Source organism: Stutzerimonas sp. VN223-3 (genome assembly GCF_045999685.1).
GTDB lineage: Bacteria > Pseudomonadota > Gammaproteobacteria > Pseudomonadales > Pseudomonadaceae > Stutzerimonas > Stutzerimonas stutzeri_AR.
The window spans coordinates 1,890,163-1,912,465 of the sequence record NZ_RBEC01000001.1 but is presented as its reverse complement, the minus strand read 5'-3'; the positions used below and the strand labels follow the sequence as shown (position 1 = coordinate 1,912,465).

The window sequence follows — 22,303 nt, the reverse complement described above, 5'->3', positions numbered from 1 at the left end:
TCAATGGAACGCACGCCACTCGACTATTCGGTTATTCGCCAGCGCCTCGAAGGCCAGCATGGCCCGCGCTATTGGCGCAGCCTGGAGCAGCTGGCCGATGAGCCGGCGTTCGTCGAGTTCGTCGATGCGGAGTTTCCGGGCATTGCGCCTGCGATGGATCGACGGCGTTTCCTGCAACTGATGGGCGCCTCGATGGCTATGGCCGGTCTCGCCGGGTGCGGCCAGGAACCCGAACATGGTGTGCCCTACGTCGTGCAGCCCGAAAAAGTGATTCCCGGTGAGGCGCGTTGGTACGCCACCGCAGTTCCATTCGCCGGCTACGCCCAGCCTGTGCTGGGTCGCACCCATGTTGGCCGCCCGACCAAGCTGGAAGGTAATCCCGATCACCCCTCCAGCCTCGGCGCAGCCACCGCGTTCACCCAGGCCGCTATCCTTCAACTGTACGACCCGGATCGATCGCAAGCGCCGCGTTATCAGGGGCGCGGCACCACCTGGAATGCCTTCCAGACGGTGGCTTTCGAGCGTGCGGCCGAGTGGGACGCCAGCGGCGGGCGCGGCCTGCATCTGCTGGCCGGGGCGAGCAGTTCGCCAACGCTGCAGCGGCAGTTCGCCGAATTGCTGAAGCGTTGGCCCGAAGCGCGCCTGTATCGCTTCGAACCCTGGCAGGGCGACGCTTACACGGCCACCGAACAGGCGACCGGCCAGCCATTGGAAACCCATTACCGTTTCGAAAATGCCGAGTGGGTGTTGAGCTTCGAACATGACTGGCTTGGCGCAGGCCCACACGAACTACCCCACGCGCTGGGCTGGAGCGAGCGCAAGCGGCGGGCAGCGCGAGGTGAGGGCGAGGCCCGCCTGTTCGTCATCGAGGCGTTATCGACCGTGACCGGCGCCAAGGCCTCGGAGCGACGGCGTGTCGAGCCGACCGAGCTGCGCAGCTATGTTCAGGCATTGGCCGCAGCGCTCGGCGAAGGCTCTGCACCGCCGCTTCCAGGCGATGCGCAACGCTGGATCGAGACCTTGGCGGAAGGGCTGCAGGCGCGTCGGGGGCGTTGTTTGATCACCGCTGGCGAATTCGCACCGCTCGACGTGCAGGCAGCGGTGCACTGGCTCAATCAGCGCCTCGGCAATATCGGCCACACCCTCGAATACACCCAGCCGATAACCTGGATCGAAGCCGGCGGCAGACGTCTGGATGATCTCCCAGCGTTGACGACCGCGATGGAACACGGCGAGGTCGAGGCCCTGCTGATGCTCGACTGCAATCCGGTACACACCGCGCCGGGCAACCTTGAGTTCGAGCGCTTACTGCAGCAGGTCCCGCTGCGTATCCATGCCGGCCTCTACTACGACGAGACCGCCGCTCATAGCCACTGGCACTTGCCGTTGAGCCATGCGCTCGATGGCTGGTGCGATATGCGCGCCGCGGACGGCAGCGTTTGTCTGGCACAACCGTTGGTGCGCCCGTTCTACAGCAGCCGCTCGCCGGACGAGATCCTCGCGTTGCTTCAGGGTCAACTGACGCCGGATGCCCGCGCGATGGTGCGTCAGACCTGGCAGAGCCTGGACGATCGCGCCTGGCGTGAAGCGTTGGAGCGAGGCTTTATCCGCGCCTCGGCGTACGAGCCGGTCGAAGTGACCGTAAAGCCGCCACGCTGGGATTCGGTGGAGCCGCAAGAGGGGCTGACTGTGCTGTTCCGACCCGATCCCAGCGTCTGGGACGGCCGTTTCGCCAATCTCGGCTGGCTGCAGGAACTGCCCAAGCCGATCAGCAAGCTGACCTGGGACAACGTCATCGGTATTTCCCCAAGCCTGAGTGAGCAGCGCGGCATCAGCAGTGGCGACCGGCTGCAGGCCACCATTGACGGCGCCTTCATTGAAGGTCCGGCCTGGGTAATGCCGGGCCAGGCTGACGCCACGCTCAGCCTGTTCGGCGGTTACGGGCGCACCCGTGCCGGCCGGGTGGGCGATGGCCTCGGCTACAACGTCGCGCCGCTGCGCACGGCGGATGATCCGTGGATGCGCAGCGGCGCGGTGTTGACGCGTCTGGAAGGCCAAATCGAGCTGGCTTCAACCCAGCCGCACCACGTGCTGGCAGGCAAGGACCTGATCCGCTGCCTGCCGCGTGAAGAGGCGTACCAGTACGAACCGCCGAAACCCGCGCAACCGACCCTGTACCCGCCGCAGGCGAAAAGCGATACCGCATGGGGCATGGTGATCGACCTGGACCAATGCATCGGTTGCAATGCCTGCGTGGTGGCGTGCCAGGCGGAGAACAACGTTCCTGTGGTTGGCAAGGAACAGGTCCAGATGGGCCGCGAGATGCACTGGCTGCGGGTCGATCACTATTACGGCGGCGATCCGCGCGAGCCGAAGTCGGCATTTCAGCCCGTGCCCTGTATGCATTGCGATCAGGCACCTTGCGAGGTGGGCTGCCCGGTGAACGCCACGGTCCACGGCCCCGACGGGCTGAACGAGCAGATCTACAACCGCTGCATCGGCACCCGCACCTGTTCGTCTTACTGCCCGTACAAGGTCCGGCGATTCAACTGGTACAACCTCACGGCAGACGACCCGCCAGCGTTGCAGGCGCAGCGCAATCCCAATGTCACCGTGCGCGGCCGCGGCGTGATGGAGAAGTGCACCTACTGCGTCCAGCGCATCAGCGAGGCGCGCATCGCCGCTCGAATCGAAGACAGGGAAATTTCCGACGGCGAGGTGAAAACAGCGTGTCAGCAGACCTGTCCGACCCAGGCGATCGTCTTCGGCAACCTGCTCGACCCGGCAGCCGAGGTCAACCGTGAACGCCATACCAAGCGCCATTACGCCTTGCTGGAAGAGCTCAATACCCGGCCAAAAACCACCTACCTTGGCCTGGTCGAAGACGCGCCGGTACTTCCGGGCGAGGCGGAGCCGCTGGATCTGGAATCGGCGAAAGGGGAACGCGATGGCTGACACACCGCATTTCCTGCGCCGCGACTTGCCGCTGGGTGACGTGTCTGCACGGGTGCTCGACGTCCCGGTGCACTTCAATCGCTATCGCCGCGCCTGGTGGGGGCTGTTTCTCTGTAGCTGCCTGCTGCTCGGCGTGTTTCTCGCCGCCGCGACCGTGGTGTTATGGAATGGCGTTGGCGTCTGGGGCAACAACATCCCGGTCAACTGGGGGTTCGCCATCATCAATTACATGTGGTGGCTGGGGATCGGCCATGCGGGAACGTTCATTTCCGCGCTGCTGTTGCTGCTCAACCGGCCCTGGCGCAATTCACTGAACCGCCTGGCGGAACTGATGACGCTGATGGCCGTGGTCTGCGCGGGTATCTACCCGATCGTGCACCTGGGGCGTCCCTGGCTGTTCTTCTGGACGGCGCCTTACCCGAACACCATGGAGCTGTGGCCACAGTTCAAGAGCCCAACTGCCTGGGATTTCTTCGCCGTGCTCGGCTATCTCGGCGTGTCGCTGCTATTTTTTTTTGTGGGCTCGATCCCGGATTTCGCATCGGCGCGCGATCGGGCGACGAAGCGGCACTATCAGGTGTTCTACGGCTTGCTCGCGCTCGGCTGGCGGGGCGCGAGCTCGCATTGGAGCCATTGGCGCCGGACCTACCGCTTCATCGCGCTGCTGGCGGTGCCGCTGGTGTTCTCGGTATCCAGCGGCTATTCGTTCCTGCTCGATCTCGCTCCCGAAACCGGCTGGCACTCCACCGTGTTCCCGCCGTATTTCGTCGCCGGCGCGGTGTTTTCCGGCTTCGCCATGGTCATCGTCATCGCGCTCGGCCTGCGGCGCTTCTTTGGTTGGCAGAATCTGATCACCGACGATCACCTGAACAAGCTCGGCTTGCTGTTGCTCGCCAGTGCCTGGATGACCGGCTACGGCTACATTCTCGAGCCGTTCATCGCGTTCTACTCGGGCAAGGAACACGAAATTCTGGTCACCCTCAACCGAATGGCAGGACCGACCGCCTGGAGTTTCTGGCTGGCGATCTTCTTCAATCTGGTGGTGGTGCAGGCACTGTGGTGGCCGACGGTGCGGCGCAACGGCCGGACGATGCTGGCAATCGCAATCGGCGTGCTGGTAGGGATGTGGTGCGAGCGCTACATGCTCATCGTCCAGCCGCCGACGCGGGACTATTTGGTGTCGAGCTGGCAGCCATACAGCCCATCGTTTTGGGATTGGGCGCTGTTCGTCGGCACCTTCGGCCTGTTCCTCGTGCCGTTTTCGCTGTTCATGCGCTTCTTGCCGATGGTCTCGACGTTCGAGGTCAAGAAAGTGCTGCACCGCTATCGCGGAGGCGCCGATGAGTGAGCATCACTACGGCCTGCTCGCCGATTTCGCTCAGCCCGAGGCGCTGCTCGACGCCGCCCGCGCAGCGCGTGAGGCGGGTTACAAGCGGCTGGAAGCCTACAGCCCGTTTCCGCTGGAGGGGCTGGAAGAGATACTCGAACACCGCAGCAACAGCGTCTATTGGTTCGGCGTGGTCGGCGCGCTCGTCGGTGTTGCGCTCGGCCTCGGCATGCAGATTTACGCCAACCTCAGCTATCCGCTGGAAGTTGGCGGCCGACCGCTGATCGCACTGCAATCGTTCAGCATCGTCACCTTTTTGATCATGGTCAGCAGCGCCACGCTGTTCGCCGTGTTCGGCCTGCTCTGGCGGTGCCGGCTGCCGCTGCTCTGGCATCCTTTGCACGAGGTCGAGGCCTTCGGCCGTGCCAGCGATGACCGCTTCCTGCTGTGCATCCGTGCCGACGATCCGCTGTACCAACGCACCGGAACGGCGTTGTGGCTGGCGGAGCGAGCGGTGTCGGTCAGCGAGGTGCCGGCATGAGGCGCTGGATGACCGCTGTGCTGCTGCCAGCGCTGCTTGCCGGTTGCGATGACATGTCGCGCCAGCCGCGGGACAGGGCACAGGAGTCCAGCGTTTTCTTTGCCGACGGTAAGGTCAATCAGGCGCCTCCAGGCGGGACCGTCGCACGTGGCGATCTGGCCCGCGATGCCGAACTGGCACAGCGACCGGACATGACCATGGCGCTGTTGCAGCGTGGGGAAGAGCGCTACCGAATCTTCTGTTCGCCGTGCCACGGGCTCGCCGGTGATGGAAACGGCACCGTGGTCAACCGTGGCTTCCCGCGCCCGCCGGATTTCACCGAACCCAGGCTGATCGACGCCCCGGACCGGCATTTTATGGATGTTATCGCTCACGGCTACGGGCAGATGTACAGCTATGCGGCGCGTGTGGCGCCTGCGGATCGCTGGGCCATCGTCGGCTACATTCGCGCACTGCAATTCAGCCGCCGCGCGGAGCTGAACGCCCTGCCGCAATCCGACCGTGCGGCGCTGGAGGCCTTGCCATGAGCGCACGCAAAGCGGCGACGGCGGCTGGCGTGCTGGGCCTGCTCGGATGGTTGCTGTGCCTGGTTTTCGCCAGCCGGGAAGCGGTTGCGGCCAGCCTCGCCAGCCTGCTTGGGTTTGCCGCTGTGCCGCTGGGTGGCGTGTGCCTGGGGCTCAGCCTGGCGCTGGTCAGCGGCAGCGCACGCGATCAGCTCTGGCCTTGGGCCGTGGTCAGCGGGCGATCCATGCCGGTGCTGGCGCTGATGGCCCTGCCGGTATTGGCCGGTGCGGGCGTGCTGTACGAGTGGGTCGGGGGCGAGGCGGGCGGATTTCGCGGTCTGTGGCTTGCCTGGCCGAGTTTCGCCATACGCGGCGTGCTCTACCTGGCACTGTGGATTGCGCTGGCGCGCTGGATATTGCCGACCGCGATCGCGCGTCCTGCCGCGTCCGGGATCGGCCTGATTGCGCTGGTGTTGAGCACGTCTCTGGCGGCGATCGACTGGTCCATGTCGCTGGACCCACATTTCAAATCGAGCCTTTACGGACTGATCTGGTTCGCACGGCTGTTACTCGGCGGCGTCGCCTTCAGCTGCCTGCTGACACTGTCGGCGAACGCCGAACGCCCCGGCGTGCTGCGCGGCATGCTGGCTGCCGCGGTGCTGGCCTGGCTGTATCTGCATTTCATGCAGTATCTGGTGATCTGGTATGGCAATTTGCCGGAGGAGATTCGCTGGTATCAGCATCGCGGCGAAGGCGGCTGGCTGTGGCTGACCTGGCTGCTCGGCGCGGGGCAGACGCTGGTGTTCCTCGCACTGCTCTGGCCGATTTCACAGCGCCCCAGGCTGCTTGCCGGTCTGGCGACGGCGACGCTACTGCTGGGTCTGGCCGAGGGCGCTTGGCTGAGTTTGCCGGGTCTCGCTCATGTTCAACCGTCGTTGCTGGGTGTGTCCCTGATCTTCGCCTGGCTCGCTGGCGGCGGGCTGCTGGCGCTGGCGTTGCTGCCGAGGAGGACGACATGAGCGTGCCGGTCGATCCGGTTTCCAGAGAAGACGGCTTCGAGCATCACGACGCCAACGTCAAGGTGCTGATGATGGTCGGCTTCAGTATTTTCGTCGTGTTGCTGCTGTCCGGAGCGGGCGTCGCGGGGCTGTTGTGGTGGTACGACAAACAACCCGAGCCGCCAACCACGGCGCTCGAACGGCAGCTGCAAATACCGCCGGAGCCGCGTCTTGAGAACGATCCGCGCGCCGGCGGCAACCGGGTGCTCAGCCAGGCACGCATGCTGATTTCAGGTTATGGCTGGGTCGACCGCGAGGCAGGTCTGGCGCGTATTCCGGTGCAGCGTGGCATGGCCTTGTTGGCTGAACGCGGCTGGCCCTCGCGCGCTGAGCCAGGCGAAACAACGCCGCCGCGTGTGCAGCAGGCCAAGGGGAGGGCGCAGCCGTGAGGCATCAACCCCAGGCCACGTCCCGCTTTGAGCGCTACTTCGTCACTTTGCTTCTGGCATTGCTCGTCCTGCTGCACGGTGGCCTGGCCGCAGCCGACGCGCCGTTCGATCCGTTCGCTGCCGCTGGGATCGAGCAAAAGCCCGGCGCTCAGGCGCCGCTCGACCTGCGCTTCCGGGATGACGAAGGCAAGTTGGTTGAGCTTGGCGAACTGATTGCCGAACGCCCGGTAATCCTCGCGCCGGTCTATTACCGCTGCCCGAATGTCTGCGGTGCGCAGTTGGCGAGCCTGTTCAATCTGCTCACGGCTTTGTCGTTCGAGGTCGGCAAGGATTACGAGGTGATCGCCTTCAGCTTCGACCCGAGCGAAACCCCCGCTGATGCCCAGGCCGAGCGTGCCAAGCTGCGCGAGCGCTGGCCGCAATTGGCGGACTCGCCGCACGTGCACTTCCTGACGGACAGCGCGCCCATGAAACAGGCGAGCAACAACCCATCAAACCCTGGCACCGGGGCATCATCCGTCCCGCAACAATCCGCCGGCGTCGCGCTGGCCCAGGCTATCGGCTTTCGCTACCGCTGGGACCCGGAAATCCAGGAGTACGCCCACGCCTCGGCCATCGCGACCCTGAGCCCGGCTGGGAAACTGGTGCGCTGGCTGTACGGCCTCGGCTACCAGCCGGACGACATGCGCCTGGCGTTGACCGACGCCGGCGAGGGGCGCGTTGGCTCGCTCGGCGATCAATTGTTGCTGCTCTGCTATCACTACAATCCGCGTACTGGCGGCTACGACAACATCGTCATCGCCGCCCTGCAGGTTGGTGGCATCGGCACCACGCTTGCGCTGGGTGGCTTCATTGGCCTGACGCTCTGGCGTGAACGGCGCAAGCGGGGTGCTGCGGATGAATGAAGAGTTTGTCCGCTTCTGGCCGCAAGTCGCTTCCAGCTATGCCGGAAATGTCGACTGGCTGGTCATTGCCTTCACCGGAATGATGATGTTCTTCGTCGTGCCGGTATTCGTGCTGCTGACGCTGTTCGCCTTCCGCTACCGCAAGGGCACCAAGGTGCCGCGCGACCATCGCCCGCGGGGCAGCATGAAGATCGAGTTGACCTGGATCGCGATTCCCTTCGTCGGTGCCATGGTCATCTACCTGGTCTCTGCCAGGCTCTATTACGAAGTGCGCACGCCGCCACCCGACGCGATGGAAATCCAGGTGGTGGGCAAGCAATGGATGTGGAAATTCCAGCACCCCGGCGGCCAGCGCGAAATCAACACCCTGCACGTGCCCGTGGGGCGCCCGGTGAAGCTCAACATGATTTCCCAGGACGTGATCCACAGCCTCTATTTCCCGGCGCTACGGGTGAAGCAGGACCTGCTGCCGGGGCGCTATACCCAGCTCTGGTTCGAGGCCAACAAGACCGGTCGATTCGATGCCTATTGCGCCGAATATTGCGGCACCGACCATTCCCATATGCTCGCCAGCCTGATCATCCAGCCGGCGCAGGAGTACGAGGCCTGGCTGGAGCAGGCCGGCACCTCGGAAAGCCTGGCCGAGCAGGGCGAGGCACTGTTTCGCCAGTTCGGTTGCAGCGGCTGCCACGGCGAGGCGAACGTCGCCCACGCACCAAGTCTGGAGGGCCTCTATGGCCGCCGCGTGGCGCTGCAGAACGGCCAATCGGTGGTGGCAGATGACGGCTACATCCGCGACAGCATTCTGCTGCCAAACAAACAGTTGGTGGCCGGCTTCGAGCCCATCATGCCGAGTTTCGACAATGTTCTCGACGAAGAAGCAGTGCTGCGCCTGACGGCCTATATCAAGTCGCTCGGTCGCGTCGGGGAAGGCGGGCAGGACGACCCCGAGCAGCCCTGAGCCACCCCAACAAAAAGGAGATGCGCCGTTGAGCGAAAAGAATCCCGCCGCGAACCAACGTCCGAGCTACCTCGCGGATGAGCATGGCTTACGCACCTGGTTGATGACCACCGATCACAAGCGCATCGGCATTTTGTTCATGATCGCGGTGACTGCGTTTTTCTTTCTCGGCGGGCTGGCGGCCAGTGCGATCCGCATCGAACTGGTCACGCCGGAGGGCGACCTGCTGACCGCCGACGGCTACAACCGTGCCTTCACGCTGCACGGTGTGATCATGGTGTGGTTCTTTCTAATTCCCTCGATCCCCTCGGTGTTCGGCAATTTCCTCATTCCGATCATGATCGGTGCGAAGGACATGGCGTTTCCCAAACTCAACCTGTTCAGTTGGTATTTGCTGGTCGGCGGTGGGTTGTTCACGATTTTCTCGCTGCTGGCCGGCGGGGTGGACACTGGATGGACCTTCTACACGCCTCTGTCGACCATGTTCAGCAATGGCCATGTGGTTGCGGTCATTCTTGGTGTCTTCATCACCGGCTTTTCATCGATCATTACCGGGCTCAACATCATCGTCACCGTGCACACCCTGCGCGCGCCGGGGATGACCTGGTTCCGGCTGCCGCTGTTCGTCTGGTCGCTCTACGCGACCTCGGTGATCCTTGTGCTTGCGACGCCGGTGCTGGCAATCACGCTGTTTCTGGTGGCAGCCGAACATCTGTTCCACATCGGTGTGTTCGACCCGGCGCTGGGCGGCGATCCCTTGCTGTTCCAGCATCTGTTCTGGTTCTACAGCCATCCGGCGGTCTACATCATGATCCTGCCGGCCATGGGCGTGATGAGCGAGCTGGTCACCGCCGCCGCGCACAAGCGCGTCTTCGGCTATAAATTCGTCGCGTACTCCAGCCTCGCCATTGCAGTCATCGGCTTCATGGTCTGGGGCCACCATATGTTCGTCGCTGGCCAGTCCATGTACGCCAGCATGGTCTTTTCGCTGCTCAGCTTTCTGGTGGCCATCCCGTCGGCGATCAAGGTCTACAACTGGACCGCGACGCTCTACAAAAGCAACCTCACCATCAACGCGCCCTTTCTCTACGCGCTGACCTTCATCGGGCTGTTCGTGGTCGGCGGGGTGACCGGGTTGTTTCTCGCACTGCTGGCTGCCGACGTGCACGTGCATGACACCTACTTCGTGGTGGCGCATTTCCACTACATCATGGTCGGCGCGGCAGTAGCCGGGTTCTTCGGTGCGTTGCACTTCTGGTGGCCGAAAATGACCGGGCGGATGTATTCGCAGCTCTGGGGCAAGATCGCTGCGGTAATGATCTTCTTCGGCTTCAACCTGACCTTCTTTCCGCAATTTTTGCTCGGTTACCTGGGCATGCCGCGGCGCTATCACAGCTATGGCGAAGACTTTCAATTCCTTCACGTGCTGTCCTCGGCGGGCGCCGGGATACTTGCGGTGGCCTATATCCTGCCGTTCTTTTACCTGCTCTGGTCGCTGCGCTACGGGCCGATCGCCGATGACGATCCCTGGGAGGCGGCCGGCCTGGAGTGGCGCACCTCGTCGCCACCACCCACGCACAATTTCACCGAGATACCGATAGTCGACTTCGAAGCCTACGACTATCCGCCAGAGGCCACGCATGGACGTTCGTGAGGGCTATCTCGCCGAACATTTCCAGACCGCCGCGCAACAGCGTGAGGCGACCTATCTGGGCATGTGGCTGTTCCTCGCGACCGAATTGATGATGTTCGGCGTGCTGCTTCTGGTGATCTGCTATTACCGGTTCGCGCACCCCGAGGCGGTGGCCGAAGCGGTGGGACATCTGCATTTTCTGCTGGCCGGCTTCAATAGCGCGCTGCTGCTGACCGGCAGCCTGTGCATGAGCCTCGTGGTGCGTGCTTCACGCTTGCAGGACTATCGCAAGATGCAGCTATGGCTGCTGGTCGCGGCATTGCTGGGGTTGGGCTTTCTTGGCCTCAAAGGCTTCGAATACGCCTGGGAATACCGTGAAGGTCTGCTGCCGAACATGGGCGACGAATCGCCACTGACGCAACCGGCGGCGCGGCTGTATATGAACATCTATCTGCTCTCGACCGGGCTGCATGGCCTGCACGTGCTGATCGCCGTGGTGCTGGCGCTGGGCATGGCGGCGCGCATCCACTTCGGCCATATGAAACTGCCGGAACGTGCCATCACGCTGGAAATGGTCGGCCTTTACTGGCACCTCGTAGACGTCATCTGGATCTTTCTCTATCCCACCCTCTATCTGCTCGGGAGACCGGCATGAGTCTGCGCGGATTGCTGCTGACCTACGCGGGCCTCTTGCTTCTGCTGGGCGCCAATGTGCTGCTCGCTCTGCTGTTGCCGGCCTGGTCCCGCTGGGTATTGCTCGGTGCGGCGGGGCAGGTGGCGTTGGTCATCATCGGCTTCATGCAGCTCGGCACCCATTCGGCGCTGGTGCGTTTCTTCGCGCTGGGCGCTGGCTTCTGGTTGTTGCTGATATTCAGCCTGACGCTTGCGGACCTTCTCACGCGCTAGGAAACGCAAGGGCTCTCCAGGGGTTCAACTGACTGCATCGGCTGGCGCCAATCGCCACCAAGAATGGCCTGGTTGAACATCGCGTCGAGCCCCGCGACAGCGTGTGCCGGCTCAGCTGCCGGCGCGCTTCATGCAAGCCAGGTGTCGGTCGTTGACACGGTTGGCGAACCAGGCGGTGGTCAGGTTGCGGGTGATTTTCGGGCTTTCCAGGCGAATGCCCGGCAGCAACGCGCGCGGCAGAGATTTGCCCGCGCGTTTCTCGGCCAAGGCGAAGACGCGCTCGTATAGCCGGGTTTTCTCGAAGCCGTGGGTATCGCCGCGTTCCAGCGCGTTGCGGATGGCGGTGTCGCTCATATCCAGCTTGCTGGCCAGCGAGCGCACGGCCATCTCGGTCTGACCGGCCTTGCTACTGCCGTGAATGATCAAATCGCCATCGAGCGCCAGCTTGGTGCCGCTGGCGCGGCTGACCGCGGCCTGAAAGGCGGCGTTGCGGCTGGCATACCAGCCAGCATTGAAGTCGGCGAAGCGGTAAAGCGGCTGGCTGTAGCTGGCGGGGTAGTCAAGCAGGTGCGCGATGCCGAAATACATGCCGCCGCGGCGGGTGAAAACCTCGTCCCGAATCGAGCCTTCGCGGCGGTAGGGGTAGTCGCGTGCGCGATCTTCGGCAAAAGCGATGCTGACCTGCATCGGGCCACCAGTCTTGACCGGGTTGAGCGTGCCGAACAGCTGCTTGCCGAGTGGCATGATGCCGAGAAAGTCGTCGAAGATCGCGCTCAGCTGTTCCTCGGTACGCACCGCGGCGAGGCGTTGGCTGTAGCTCTTGCCGTTGGGCGATTGGACGTCCAGCGCCGCGTCTACGATGAAGCGCGGCACATGCAGACGGGACGCACGCCGGTAGATCTCTTCGCGAGCGATCTTCGCCAGGCCGGGGACCGGAGGCGTCGCCTGGAAGGTGGATTCCTGCACCGTGACAGCCAGGACCGAGCAGATATTTTCGCTGTTCGGCGGGATATCCAATGAATCGAACGCGGCATAGATATCTGTCGCCCAACCTTGGCGGTTTGGGATATCGCTCGGGATCAGCCGAACGATCTTGGCGCGGACCTCATCGGGGCGTGGCGCGGGCGTTTCCGGTTGCTGGCTGCCGCATCCGGCCAGGCTCAGCAGCAGGGCGCCGCCGATACTGGCGGCGGCGCGGCGAGTAAGCGGCGAGGCGTCGCCGGTCTGTGAGTGTCGCTGAAAAAGATGAAAAATCATGCCGTCCCGATCGTCGTGTACTGTGGGGCTTCGACAATGAAACAGACGAAGCTGCTGCGCAGTCTGCGTGAAAGCCTGGTGGCAATCAAAGCACGTCGGCTCCGCCACCGGAACTTGCACTGCGCGCGTTGTCCGAACCCAGACGAGCCCACCATGCGCTGTGCTATTGGCGCCGCGTCTCAATCGAGTACCCATCCATGAGTGAACAGCATTTCGACATTCGGCGACTCGAGCGCTACGACAGCACCACATCCGAGTATCTGCTCGCGATCATTACCGATGAGGACCACGCCTCGCAGGTGGAGCAGGAAGATGGGCGGATCGCCTGGCAATCGACCCTGCGCCATGACCGTCTGCATCGGCAGGCGGACCCGCAAACCGGCCGGCCTCGATACCGGTTCGAGGACATACCGGAGGCGGAGGGGGGCGAATTTCAGCTGATCAGTCTGATTGCCGAAGGCGGGCGTGGTGCCGAGTTTTCCGAACTTGTGATGTTCGGTAAACGCTTGGTCACCTTCGACGATCGCACCGGGCTGGTCTGCGAAGTTCGCGGTCAGAATCAGTTGGTGCCACGCAACATCCTCATGACCGGCAGCGGTGATGAGGAATTCAAAGGCTTCAAGAGCGAGTGGGCGACGCTTTGGAACGATCAACTCGTCATCGGAAGTCACGGTAAGAAATCGGCCGAAGAATGGGTGAAGATGCTCGATCGCAACTATGGCGTGCGCAGCGTCAACTGGGCCGATCGCTACCAGCGCATCCGTGACGCGCTCGGCGTCGGCCCCGACGGCTACGTCATCCATGAAGCGGCGGAATGGCATCCGTACCGCCGTGAGTGGCTGTTCTTCCCGCGCAAGATTTCGAACGAACCCTTCGACAAAGCGGTAGACGCAAGCGAGCGCGGCGCCAACATGTTGATCTTCGCCAACGAAGACTTCAGCCAGATACGCACGTTGGAAGTGGGCGAGCGGATTCCCGAGCGCGGTATTTCTTCGTTCAAGATCCTGCCGGGACACGCGGACGAGTGCGTCGGGCTCAAAAGCGTGGAGATCGGCGATCGCACCGAGAGTTACCTGTTCTGCTTTAACCTCGACGGTGACGTGCTGCAGGACGATATCTTTATCGGCGACTACAAGTGCGAAGGGCTGGAGATACTCTGACTCGGCCCGTAGGGCAGGGCGCTCCGCGTCCCTGTGACGCGGAGCGCTGTGCCTCTGCTGATGCGACGGCGATAGCGATAGCGAAAGCGAAAGCGAAAGCGCTGTCAGCGCCTCACTGTTCGGTCCGCTTGCCGCTGAACGCGGTGATCGGCTTCTCCGCCTCCTTGTCCAGTTCGCCGGCGAACGTCTTGAGTCCCTCGATGATCGGCATCAGCGCGGCCCAGAGGTCATCGTCATGCAGCATTTTGTAGGCGCCAGTCACGCCCGGCGCTTCGTCGTGCTTGCCGTCGGGCTTGTAACCGCTAACGGCACCGAACGCCGACTGGAAGGCGAACACCACCTTGTAGAACTGCGCCGGTTCGATGCGCGACAGCGCCATGCCGAGGATCGACAGGTTCTGGATCGCATTGAGCGAGCCGTCCTTGCTGAGCCCGTCCACCAGCACCTTGAGGATGCGATCGTTGGCGCCGACCATGTCGTTGGCCAGGCGCAGCACGCCGCGCTGGTGCAGGGTTTCGAGAAGGGTGTCCAGCTCTTCCCGAGCGGTGGGGCCGATGGGGGTCGGCTTGACGTCATAGTCGATACGTTCAGCCATTAGAATCTCTCCGGGTGCGGGGCTCTGCTGGGCGGCGCGACATAGTCATCCTGGTACCATTTGACCTCGACCGGCACGCCATCGTTGGGGGTGCGATCGCCGTAGCGGAAGCTGTTGCGTGGCAGCGGGTTTTCGCCTTTGCGAAGCACTTCGATCTTGACGGCGGTTTCCTTGTAGGCGGGCGTATTCACGTCGGGGTCGTGGTGCTCGCCGGTGAGCAGATTGACGCCCGGCTTGCCCTGGTGGATCGGCAGGAACAGCGTCTTGCCAGCGACCCGATCGGTCACCAGCGCGCGTACCTCGATCGAACCGCGACGCGAGCTGATTTTCAGCCAGGTGCCGTCCTCGATGCCACGCTCGCTCGCCAGCTCCGGGCTGACCTCGACGAACCAGTTGGGCGCCTGCGACCAGATGCGCGGGCCACGGCCGGTCTGGTTGGTGCCCTGGAACTGTTCCAGCATCCGTCCGTTGTCCAGCATGATGTCGAATTCGCCGTCGGCCGCCTCGGCCGGAGCCTTCCATTCCAAGGGGAAGAGCACGGCCTTGCCATCGTCGGTGTGAAAACGGTCCGTATAAAGCAGCGGCGTAGTGCTGCCATCGCTTTGCATCGGCCAGAACAACGATTGCCAGCCTTCCAGTCGTTCGTAACTCACGCCCTGGAACATCGTGGCGATACCGGCCGCCTCGTCCATGATTTGCGAGGGGTGGGTGTAACCCCAGTCGTGGCCCATGCGCTTGGCCAGGTCGGTAAAAATTTCCCAATCCGGCCGGCTGTTCCCGAGTGGCGGCAACACTTGATAGAAGCGCTGGATGCGCCGCTCGGTGCTGGTGAAGGTGCCGTCTTTTTCGACGCTTGGGCAGGCGGGTAGTACCACGTCGGCGAATTCGGCGGTGCGGCTGAGAAAAATATCCTGCACCACCATGAAATCCAGATTCTCGAAGCCGCTGTGCACGTTCTTGGTGTCCGCGTCGGAGAAAGCGGTTTCTTCGCCGATGATGTACATCGCCTTGACCGAACCCTCGTCGGCTCCCTGGACCATGGTGAAGTTGTCGTTGCCTTTTTCCAGCGACAGCCGTTCGGGTGGTATGCCCCAGGCCTTGGCCCACTTGTCGCGGTTCTTTTCTTCGGTGACTTTTTCGTAGCCCGGATACATGTTTTTCAGACAACCGAAGTCGCTGGCGCCCTGCACATTGTTGTGGCCGCGCATGGGATAGCCGCCGGTGCCGGGCCGACCGTAGTTGCCGGTAACCAGTAGCAGGTTCGACAGCGCCGTGCTGGTGTCCGAGCCATGGCTGTGCTGGGTGATGCCCATGGCCCAGAGCAGGCAGACGCTCTCCGCCTGGCCGATCAGCTCGGCGGCTGCGATCAGATGGTCCTTGGCGATCCCGGTGACCTCGGCGGCGAAGTCCATGGTGAAGGGTTCGAGGGATTTCTTGTATTCCTCGACCTGGTTGACCTTGCCGCTGAGGAAAGCGAGGTCGGCGTAGCCATGCTCGAACATGTAGCGCGACAGCGCCGAGGCCCAGACCATGTCAGTGCTCGAATTGGGCCGCAGGTGCAGGTCGGCGCGTTCGGCCATCTCATGCTTGCGCGGGTCGAATACCACCCACTTTTGCCCGCGGTGCTTCTTTTGCGCCTTGAGCTTCGAGGCGATCACGGGGTGGTTCTCGGACAGGTTGCTACCGACGATCACGATCAGCTCGGCTTTTTCCATATCTTCGATGGTGCCCGAGTCGCCGCCGTAGCCGACGGTGCGGAACAGGCCCTTGGTCGCCGGGTTCTGGCAGTAGCGCGAGGAGTTATCGACGCTATTGGTGCCGATGATCGCGCGCGCGACTTTCTGCGTCAGGTAAGCCTCTTCGTTGCTCGCCTTGCTCGAGCCAATGAAGCCGATGGCGTCCGGCCCATGGGTGTCGCGTATCTGCAACAGCCGGTGCGCGACAAGGTCGAGCGCCTCGTCCCAACTGGCTTCTCGGAATTTGCCGTTCTCGCGAATCAGTGGCGTAGTCAGGCGTTTGGGATCGTTGACGAAGTCCCAGGCGAACTTGCCCTTGATGCAGGTGGAAATGCCGTTGGCTGGCGCATCCACCACCGGTTGCACCTTGAGGATGTGCCGGTCGCGGGTCCACATCTCGAAGGAGCAACCGACCCCGCAGTAGGTGCACACGGTCTTGGTACGCTTGATTTCCGGCTGGCGCCAGTGCATGTCCATTTTGGAGATGGCAGTGATCGGCGGTGCGCCGATGGTCCGCTCCAGCTTCTTGACCATGTCGATCATCGGCCGCTTGATGTCTTGCGGCAGTGCGGTGAATGGACCGGCGTCGGGCTGCATGGTCTTTTCCAGCAGCGCGTTGCAAGGGCAGACGGTGACGCAGTGGCCGCAACTCACACAGCTCGAATCATCGATGGGCTTGCCACCATCCCAAAGCACGCGCGGATGATCCATGGTGAAGTCGATCGACAGCGTCTCGTTGACTTCGACGTTCTGGCAGGCCTCGACGCAGCGGCCGCAGAGGATGCACTGGTCCGGGTCGTAGGTATAGAAGGGGTTGGAGTGGTCTTTCTCGTAGGGTTTGCGCTGGAACTGGTAGCGCTGGATGGGCATGTGCATGTCGGCAAAGGTGTTGTGCAGCGTGCAATCACCGGTGTTGTGCTCGCAAACCGTGCAGTACAGCTCGTGCTTGGCTAGCAGGCGATCCATGCCTTCCTCGCGTGCATCGCGTGCCAGCTCGACCTGGCTGGTGACGGTCAGCCCTTCCTGAGCCTTGAGCGTGCAGCCGCGCACCAGTTCGCCATCGACCTGTACCCAGCAGACGTCACATGTCTGCGGTGAGCCCAAGGCGCGGTGGTAGCAGACGTGAGGCAGGTTGATGTCGTGCTTGGCCAGGAAATCGATTAGCGGGGTATCGGCGTCACCCGAAAGGGGTTCGCCGTCGAAGTGGATCGTGCAGTCGGTCATCAGGCCTCCGTGGATTGTTATGGTTAGGCGTCGGCAACGGATACAGCACGTGTCTATTCCTAGCGTGGATGGCTATAAAAGGTGACTGGCTGTCGATGTGATCGTTCAGGGTTGTGTCCAATCCGCGACGAGAGGAGCCAGGCGTATTCCAACGTCGGCGTTTACCATCGATGCCGCGTTACAAAGCGGTCGCAGATGGATTTTTCGGCTAACCTGAATCCTCTCCTGGCAGCTCGCGAAAGGCCCGTAATGCATCAGCCAAACCTCACCGACCGGCACGCGCTTGCGGGCTCCAGCTTCTGGCGGCACGCAGCGCTCTCTTTCATCGAGGCGCGTACGGTCGCAGATGGGCGCAGTGTCTGTTATGCCAGGCACAGTCACGAAACCTTCTCCGTTGGACTGATCGACAGTGGCTCCAGCACCTATATCAACGGCCGGCATGAATGCCGTATCGATGCCGGGACGTTGGTGCTGATGAACCCTGGGGATGTTCACGCCTGTAATCCGATCGAGAGTCAGCCTTGGGCGTATCGCATGCTCTATGTCGATGCTGGCTGGCTGGCCAATCTGCAGGCTGAACTGGGGCTGGGCCGCAGCGGGTTTCGGTGCTTTACACCGACATTGACGCGCGACCCGTCGTTGCAGACAGGTTTCAGACGCTTCCATGCAGTGTTGATCGATGAGTACGCGGAGCACCTGCAAAAACACAGCGCCGCGGTGGAGTTTTTCGGCGCCATGCACCGGCGGCTGGGGATGGAGGGCGTGGCACCGATGAGCGATCCGAAGTTGAGGCGCGCAGCCGAATTCATCGCCGACAACTATCAGCGCTCCCTCAAGCTGGAAGAGATCTGCTCGGCGGCCGGCGTGTCGCCATCCGGCCTGATCCGGTCGTTCAAGAAGCACTACGGAATGACGCCGCACGCCTATCTGACCAACCGTCGTGTGCAGTTCGCGCGCGCCGAATTGCGTCGCGGCATGCCGATCGCCGAGGTGGCGCTGGCCGCGGGCTTTGCGGATCAGGCGCATCTGCAGCGCGCCTTCAAACAATTGCTGGCGGCAACGCCCGGACACTACCGTGGCCCGCGCCGCATTTAGCAGGAAACGACCCGCCTATGTGGCGCCGGGAGCGGTCTACTAGGACAGCAACAAATAAGCCGCGCAGCCGGCCAGCATCGCCGCCATTGACCGGTTGAACAGTCGCATCCGCGCGGCATCGTTCAGGTAGTGCCGCAGAAAAGTCCCGGCATAGGCCCAGCAGGCAAGCGAGGCATAGCAGATCACGAAGTAGATCGCCGCGAAGCGCCATACCGAAGGCGCATCACCGGCGGCGGCGAATAGCCCCATGCCGGCCACCGAGGCCAACCAGGCTTTCGGATTCAGCCACTGCATCATCGCGCCATAGACCATCGTCGGTTCCAGGGTCGGTTTGTTCGTATTCAACCGACCGTCGTCGCTTGCCAGCCGGTAGGCCATGTACAGCAGAAATGCGACGCCGGCGAGGCGGATCGAGTCGGTCAGCCAGGGCCATCGCCCCAACAGCTCACTGAGTCCGAGGCCGATCAGCAACAGCAGCACGGTGAAGCCGATAGTGGCCCCGCTGACATGGCGCATGGCGGCACGCAGGCCGAACTGGGCACCAGCGCTCAGCGCGACGATATTGACCGGACCGGGTGAGATCGAAGAGGCCAGCGCAAAGGCGGCCATGGAGAGGAACAGACTCATGAAAAACTCCTAGTTTTCGCGCAGGGATGACCGCGCGAAGATAGGAGGAGGCGTTGTGCCGGTATTGAATGAAATGCGCGTCTTGACGGTTTACCAGCGCAGCAGTCGCGGCCCCAACAGGGCACCGATGACGGTGGGTAGCAGCATGCCCAGCACGTACCAGACCGCCCAGAAGGCCACGCTCATCTCCGGGCAATGCAGGCTGTAGGCCAGCGTCGCCATCGAGCCGGCCAACAGGCCGCTCGCCGCCCCGGCCAGGCGCAGCCGAGTCGGCGCCAGACCTCGCATGGCCCAGAACACCGTGACGAGCGCCGGTATGGAAAGCACGGCGATATTGATCGGACAGGTTCGCCAGGTATTGCCGAGCACCAGCGTCCAGCGACTGTCGGCCGATACGCTGAGCAGCAGACCCGCTGCCGCCAGCCACACGGCAGCCACCGGCAGGCCGATCGCTGCCCAGCTGCCGCCGGCGCGCACGCCGGGCCGAGCCAGGCGGCTGCTCATCATCAAGGCGCCGCCAAGCAGCGAAGCGGGCAGCGCCAATTTGCCCCAGAACAGTGGCGTTGCTGCTACTTCGGCGAGGTCCGGACGCACGCCAAAGAACATCAGCAATACCAGCAGTGCGAGAAACAGGCCGATCACCACGGCGAGGCTGAAGCGCTTGGCGACGATCCGACGTTCGATGGGCGGCACGTTGCTGGCAAGCATTGAAATCAGGTCATCGGTTTTCATCGGGAACCTCTAATCAGGGCGGCGAGTGCGTTCAAACCGCGGTGCACGCCGACCTTGACGGCCGATACGGATAGACCCGTAAGTGTGGCGGTTTCGCCCACCGAGAGCCCCTGCAGCTTCACGTAAAGAATCGGCAATCGCTGCTTATCGGGCAACTGTTCGAGCAGCCGGGTCAAATCGCGCTGTGCCTGATCGGCCTGATGATCCTCACCTGCAAGCAGCATTACCTCGTCGTCCAGTGGGTCATTGAGTGCGTCGCGTCGTGCATGGGCGCGAAAATAGTCCATCAGCTTGTAGCGCGCGATGGCCTGTACCCAGGCGGTCAGCGGCTGGTCTGCGCGATAGGTGTGACGCGCGTTATGCACCGCCAACAAGGTTTCCTGCAGCAGATCTTCAACGTCTGCCGAGTGCAGCCGGCGCCTGAGAAAGCTGCGCAGATGCGCACCGAGCAACGTCAGGAATTGCCGGTAGGCCGCCTCGTCACCCTCCAGGCCTCGCAACAGCAGCGCTTGCAGGCGGATCTCGCGCGCCTTCAATGCCTCATGGTGGGTAGTTCGTTCCATTCGGTGCTCTGGTTACAAGAGAAGAATTTTTCGCTGCTGCAATTTCTGGGTTCAGTGAGCCATCAAGTTGAGGGCGTCGCTACGGTAGGGCGGGTTGAAAGAAATCTCAAAAATATTTTCTTCGGCCTGTAACCATCGACCCGCTCCTTACGAACTATCGATTGAGTGGCCAGCAAACCCGCTGGTCGCATCCGCGAACCGTATGGAGAACCACATGAATACTCTCGCTCTTACCGCTGCTGCCGTTGCCCTCGCGTCCCTTGCTGCCGGTGCCACGGCTGCCGAAAAAACCGAAGGCGCCATGGAAAAATGCTATGGCGTCTCGCTCGCGGGTCAGAACGATTGCAAAGCGGGTGCCGGAACCAGCTGCGCTGGTACGTCGAAAATGGACTACCAGGGCAACGCGTGGAAGAACGTCCCGGCCGGCACCTGCACCTCGATCGAGACACCCAAGGGCATGGGCTCGCTGACACCGATCGAATCCTGATCGCCTAGGCTGCCGATGATCATGTCAGCTCAGCTGGGTGCCGGCCTCAGTCTCAAGCCGGAGTACTACGAGGCGGCGCATGCATGTACCGCCTCCGGGCTCTGGTTCGAGGTACATCCGGAGAACTACATGCTCAACGGCGGCCCTCGTCTGGCCTGGCTGGAGGCGGTCGGGCAGCGGCATCCGCTGTCGCTGCACGGCGTGTCGCTGTCGCTGGCAGCCGATTGCCCGCCGGACGAGCTGCATCTGCAACGCCTCAAAACCTTGGCCGAACGGGTTCGGCCAGCCCTTGTTTCGGAGCATCTTGCCTGGTCCGCCTGGCGAGGTCAGTACCATCCCGATCTGTTGCCGTTTCCCCGCACGGACGCTTCGCTTGCGCGGATCGTCGATAACGTCCAGCGCACCCAGGATTTTCTCGGCCGGCAGATCGCCGTAGAGAATCCCAGCCATTACCTGCGCATCGAGGGGCACGACTGGAATGAGATCGACTTTCTCGCCGAGCTGGCCAGGCGCAGTGGCTGCGGCCTGTTACTGGACATCAACAACGTCTATGTCAGCGCGCATAACCTCGGTTTCGATGCGCTTGCCTATGTCGATCGATTCCCCGCTCAGGCGGTGCTCGAAGTGCATCTGGCCGGCCATAGCCAAGATCCGCAAGGCGATTCCGGTTTACTGATCGATTCCCACGATGCGCCGATCACCGCGGCGGTCTGGGCCTTGTATCAGCGACTGATCGAACGAATCGGCGCGCGGCCCACGCTGATCGAGCGTGATGATCAGTTGCCGGTTTTCGCAGACTTGCTGGACGAGCGCGATTGCGCGCAGCGCTTGCTCGATCGCCAGAGGAGGGTGGGATGAGTATGTCGCTGGGGCGGTTTCAGGACGCGTTCGTCGACGCTCTGGAGGGCGTCGAGCCGGCAGCTTTCGACGAAGCGGATGGCTTGATCGCGACGCTCACGTCTCAGCCAGGCTTCGCGGTGTATCGCAATACGGTGACGAAAGGCTGCGTGGATGCGCTACGGGCTAACTTCCCGACAGTCGAGCGGCTGGTCGGCGCCGAATGGTTTACCGCCGCGGCGGCCCACTATGTGCGGAGTTCGCCTCCGGTACGGGCGCAGCTGATCGAATATGGGGTCGACTTCGCGGACTTTCTGCAGGCCTTCGAGCCAGCACGCGAGCTGCCTTATCTAGCGGGGGTGGCACGCCTGGATCGGCTTTGGATCGAAGCGTTCAGCGCCGCGGAACAAGCACCGCTGATACTGGATGCATTCGCCGCGCAGGCGCCTGAGACGCTTGCCGAGCTGCACCTCAGACCATGCGCTGCGACACGCTGGCAATGGTTCGCATTGCCCGTATTCACCATCTGGCGCTGCAACCGCGAAGAGTTGGACGTGCCGCAACCCCTAATCTGGCAAGGCGAAGGTGGGTTGATGTGCCGCCTGGCTGGACGCGTTGTCTGGCAGCCGTTGGGGGCCGGCGGTTGCGCGTTTCTCGATGCGTGCGCGGCGCGATGCAGACTGGACGAAGCGTCGACACTGGCGCTGCAAGCCCAACCCGATCTGGACTTCAACGACCTGCTGGCTCGCCTGTTCGAGGCCGGCGTATTTGCCGCTGAGCCCAGCGACCTGACGAGTAATGGAGGCGATTGA

The 22,303-nt window shown here is 62.8% G+C and carries 22 protein-coding genes; 16 read left to right on the top strand and 6 right to left on the bottom strand.

The genetic code is table 11. The annotated features are described in order from the left end of the window. Positions 1-3 precede the first annotated feature (3 nt). The 11 genes from D7241_RS08585 to D7241_RS08535 are packed head-to-tail and all read left to right on the top strand — an operon-like array spanning position 4 to position 11,178. Complete coding sequence (locus D7241_RS08585; protein ID WP_408101130.1) at positions 4-2,955, top strand: TAT-variant-translocated molybdopterin oxidoreductase; 2,952 nt, start codon at positions 4-6, stop codon at positions 2,953-2,955. After that, entirely contained in the window at positions 2,948-4,303 is a 1,356-nt protein-coding gene (nrfD, locus tag D7241_RS08580; RefSeq protein WP_408101129.1) for an NrfD/PsrC family molybdoenzyme membrane anchor subunit, read from the top strand. Before D7241_RS08585 ends, nrfD begins: the two co-directional genes overlap by 8 nt. Then, a complete protein-coding gene (locus D7241_RS08575; protein WP_408101128.1) occupies positions 4,296-4,823 on the top strand; it encodes a DUF3341 domain-containing protein in 528 nt (175 codons plus the stop codon). The genes nrfD and D7241_RS08575 overlap by 8 nt, the downstream gene beginning before the upstream one ends. An 8-nt stretch (positions 4,824-4,831) precedes the next feature. Next, positions 4,832-5,350 (top strand): c-type cytochrome, encoded by a 519-nt coding sequence (locus D7241_RS08570; RefSeq protein ID WP_408101127.1) that lies wholly within the window; start codon positions 4,832-4,834, stop codon positions 5,348-5,350. Beyond that, on the top strand, positions 5,347-6,345 hold the full coding sequence (locus D7241_RS08565; RefSeq protein WP_408101126.1) for a hypothetical protein: 999 nt from the start codon (positions 5,347-5,349) through the stop codon (positions 6,343-6,345). The genes D7241_RS08570 and D7241_RS08565 overlap by 4 nt, the downstream gene beginning before the upstream one ends. Beyond that, positions 6,342-6,773, top strand: coding sequence for a hypothetical protein (locus tag D7241_RS08560; protein WP_408101125.1), 432 nt, complete (start codon positions 6,342-6,344; stop codon positions 6,771-6,773). Before D7241_RS08565 ends, D7241_RS08560 begins: the two co-directional genes overlap by 4 nt. Beyond that, on the top strand, positions 6,770-7,678 hold the full coding sequence (locus D7241_RS08555) for an SCO family protein (protein ID WP_408101124.1): 909 nt from the start codon (positions 6,770-6,772) through the stop codon (positions 7,676-7,678). The genes D7241_RS08560 and D7241_RS08555 overlap by 4 nt, the downstream gene beginning before the upstream one ends. Continuing rightward, positions 7,671-8,639, top strand: coding sequence for a cytochrome c oxidase subunit II (gene coxB, locus D7241_RS08550; protein WP_408101123.1), 969 nt, complete (start codon positions 7,671-7,673; stop codon positions 8,637-8,639). The genes D7241_RS08555 and coxB overlap by 8 nt, the downstream gene beginning before the upstream one ends. 28 nt (positions 8,640-8,667) lie before the next feature. After that, positions 8,668-10,293 (top strand): cbb3-type cytochrome c oxidase subunit I, encoded by a 1,626-nt coding sequence (locus D7241_RS08545; protein ID WP_408101122.1) that lies wholly within the window; start codon positions 8,668-8,670, stop codon positions 10,291-10,293. Beyond that, positions 10,280-10,927: a cytochrome c oxidase subunit 3 gene (locus D7241_RS08540; RefSeq protein ID WP_408101121.1), complete on the top strand. Its 648-nt coding sequence runs from the start codon at positions 10,280-10,282 to the stop codon at positions 10,925-10,927. Before D7241_RS08545 ends, D7241_RS08540 begins: the two co-directional genes overlap by 14 nt. After that, complete coding sequence (locus D7241_RS08535; RefSeq protein WP_408101120.1) at positions 10,924-11,178, top strand: hypothetical protein; 255 nt, start codon at positions 10,924-10,926, stop codon at positions 11,176-11,178. Before D7241_RS08540 ends, D7241_RS08535 begins: the two co-directional genes overlap by 4 nt. A gap of 111 nt (positions 11,179-11,289) precedes the next feature. Here the strand turns inward: D7241_RS08535 and D7241_RS08530 are convergent, their stop codons facing one another. Beyond that, complete coding sequence (locus tag D7241_RS08530; protein WP_408101119.1) at positions 11,290-12,435, bottom strand: DUF1615 domain-containing protein; 1,146 nt, start codon at positions 12,433-12,435, stop codon at positions 11,290-11,292. A gap of 197 nt (positions 12,436-12,632) precedes the next feature. Here D7241_RS08530 and D7241_RS08525 point away from each other — a divergent pair, with 197 nt between their 5' ends. Continuing rightward, positions 12,633-13,595, top strand: coding sequence for a hypothetical protein (locus tag D7241_RS08525; RefSeq protein WP_408101118.1), 963 nt, complete (start codon positions 12,633-12,635; stop codon positions 13,593-13,595). A 112-nt stretch (positions 13,596-13,707) separates the two neighbouring features. Here D7241_RS08525 and D7241_RS08520 read toward each other — a convergent pair whose 3' ends face one another. Together D7241_RS08520 and fdhF are read right to left on the bottom strand one after the other, a co-directional pair. After that, the gene (locus D7241_RS08520) at positions 13,708-14,190 is read right to left on the bottom strand and encodes a DUF1641 domain-containing protein (RefSeq protein ID WP_408101117.1); all 483 of its coding nucleotides are present in this window, start codon (positions 14,188-14,190) and stop codon (positions 13,708-13,710) included. Next, positions 14,190-17,150: a formate dehydrogenase subunit alpha gene (fdhF, locus tag D7241_RS08515; RefSeq protein WP_408101116.1), complete on the bottom strand. Its 2,961-nt coding sequence runs from the start codon at positions 17,148-17,150 to the stop codon at positions 14,190-14,192. The genes D7241_RS08520 and fdhF overlap by 1 nt, the downstream gene beginning before the upstream one ends. A 249-nt stretch (positions 17,151-17,399) precedes the next feature. On the opposite strand from fdhF, the gene D7241_RS08510 reads away from it, so the two are divergent. Next, positions 17,400-18,245 (top strand): AraC family transcriptional regulator, encoded by an 846-nt coding sequence (locus tag D7241_RS08510; protein ID WP_408101115.1) that lies wholly within the window; start codon positions 17,400-17,402, stop codon positions 18,243-18,245. Between the two features lie 39 nt (positions 18,246-18,284). Here D7241_RS08510 and D7241_RS08505 read toward each other — a convergent pair whose 3' ends face one another. The 3 genes from D7241_RS08505 to D7241_RS08495 all read right to left on the bottom strand — a co-directional run bounded on the left by D7241_RS08505 (position 18,285) and on the right by D7241_RS08495 (position 20,167). Further along, complete coding sequence (locus D7241_RS08505; RefSeq protein ID WP_408101114.1) at positions 18,285-18,872, bottom strand: LysE family translocator; 588 nt, start codon at positions 18,870-18,872, stop codon at positions 18,285-18,287. A gap of 90 nt (positions 18,873-18,962) precedes the next feature. Then, positions 18,963-19,604, bottom strand: coding sequence for a DUF1109 domain-containing protein (locus D7241_RS08500; RefSeq protein WP_408101113.1), 642 nt, complete (start codon positions 19,602-19,604; stop codon positions 18,963-18,965). After that, positions 19,601-20,167, bottom strand: coding sequence for a sigma-70 family RNA polymerase sigma factor (locus D7241_RS08495; protein WP_255976732.1), 567 nt, complete (start codon positions 20,165-20,167; stop codon positions 19,601-19,603). Before D7241_RS08495 ends, D7241_RS08500 begins: the two co-directional genes overlap by 4 nt. 214 nt (positions 20,168-20,381) lie before the next feature. Between D7241_RS08495 and D7241_RS08490 the strand changes: the two genes are divergently transcribed. The 3 genes from D7241_RS08490 to D7241_RS08480 are packed head-to-tail and all read left to right on the top strand — an operon-like array spanning position 20,382 to position 22,303. Next, positions 20,382-20,654 (top strand): DUF2282 domain-containing protein, encoded by a 273-nt coding sequence (locus D7241_RS08490; protein WP_255976730.1) that lies wholly within the window; start codon positions 20,382-20,384, stop codon positions 20,652-20,654. Between the two features lie 15 nt (positions 20,655-20,669). Continuing rightward, on the top strand, positions 20,670-21,512 hold the full coding sequence (locus tag D7241_RS08485) for a DUF692 domain-containing protein (protein ID WP_408101112.1): 843 nt from the start codon (positions 20,670-20,672) through the stop codon (positions 21,510-21,512). Beyond that, positions 21,509-22,303: a putative DNA-binding domain-containing protein gene (locus tag D7241_RS08480; RefSeq protein ID WP_408101111.1), complete on the top strand. Its 795-nt coding sequence runs from the start codon at positions 21,509-21,511 to the stop codon at positions 22,301-22,303. The genes D7241_RS08485 and D7241_RS08480 overlap by 4 nt, the downstream gene beginning before the upstream one ends.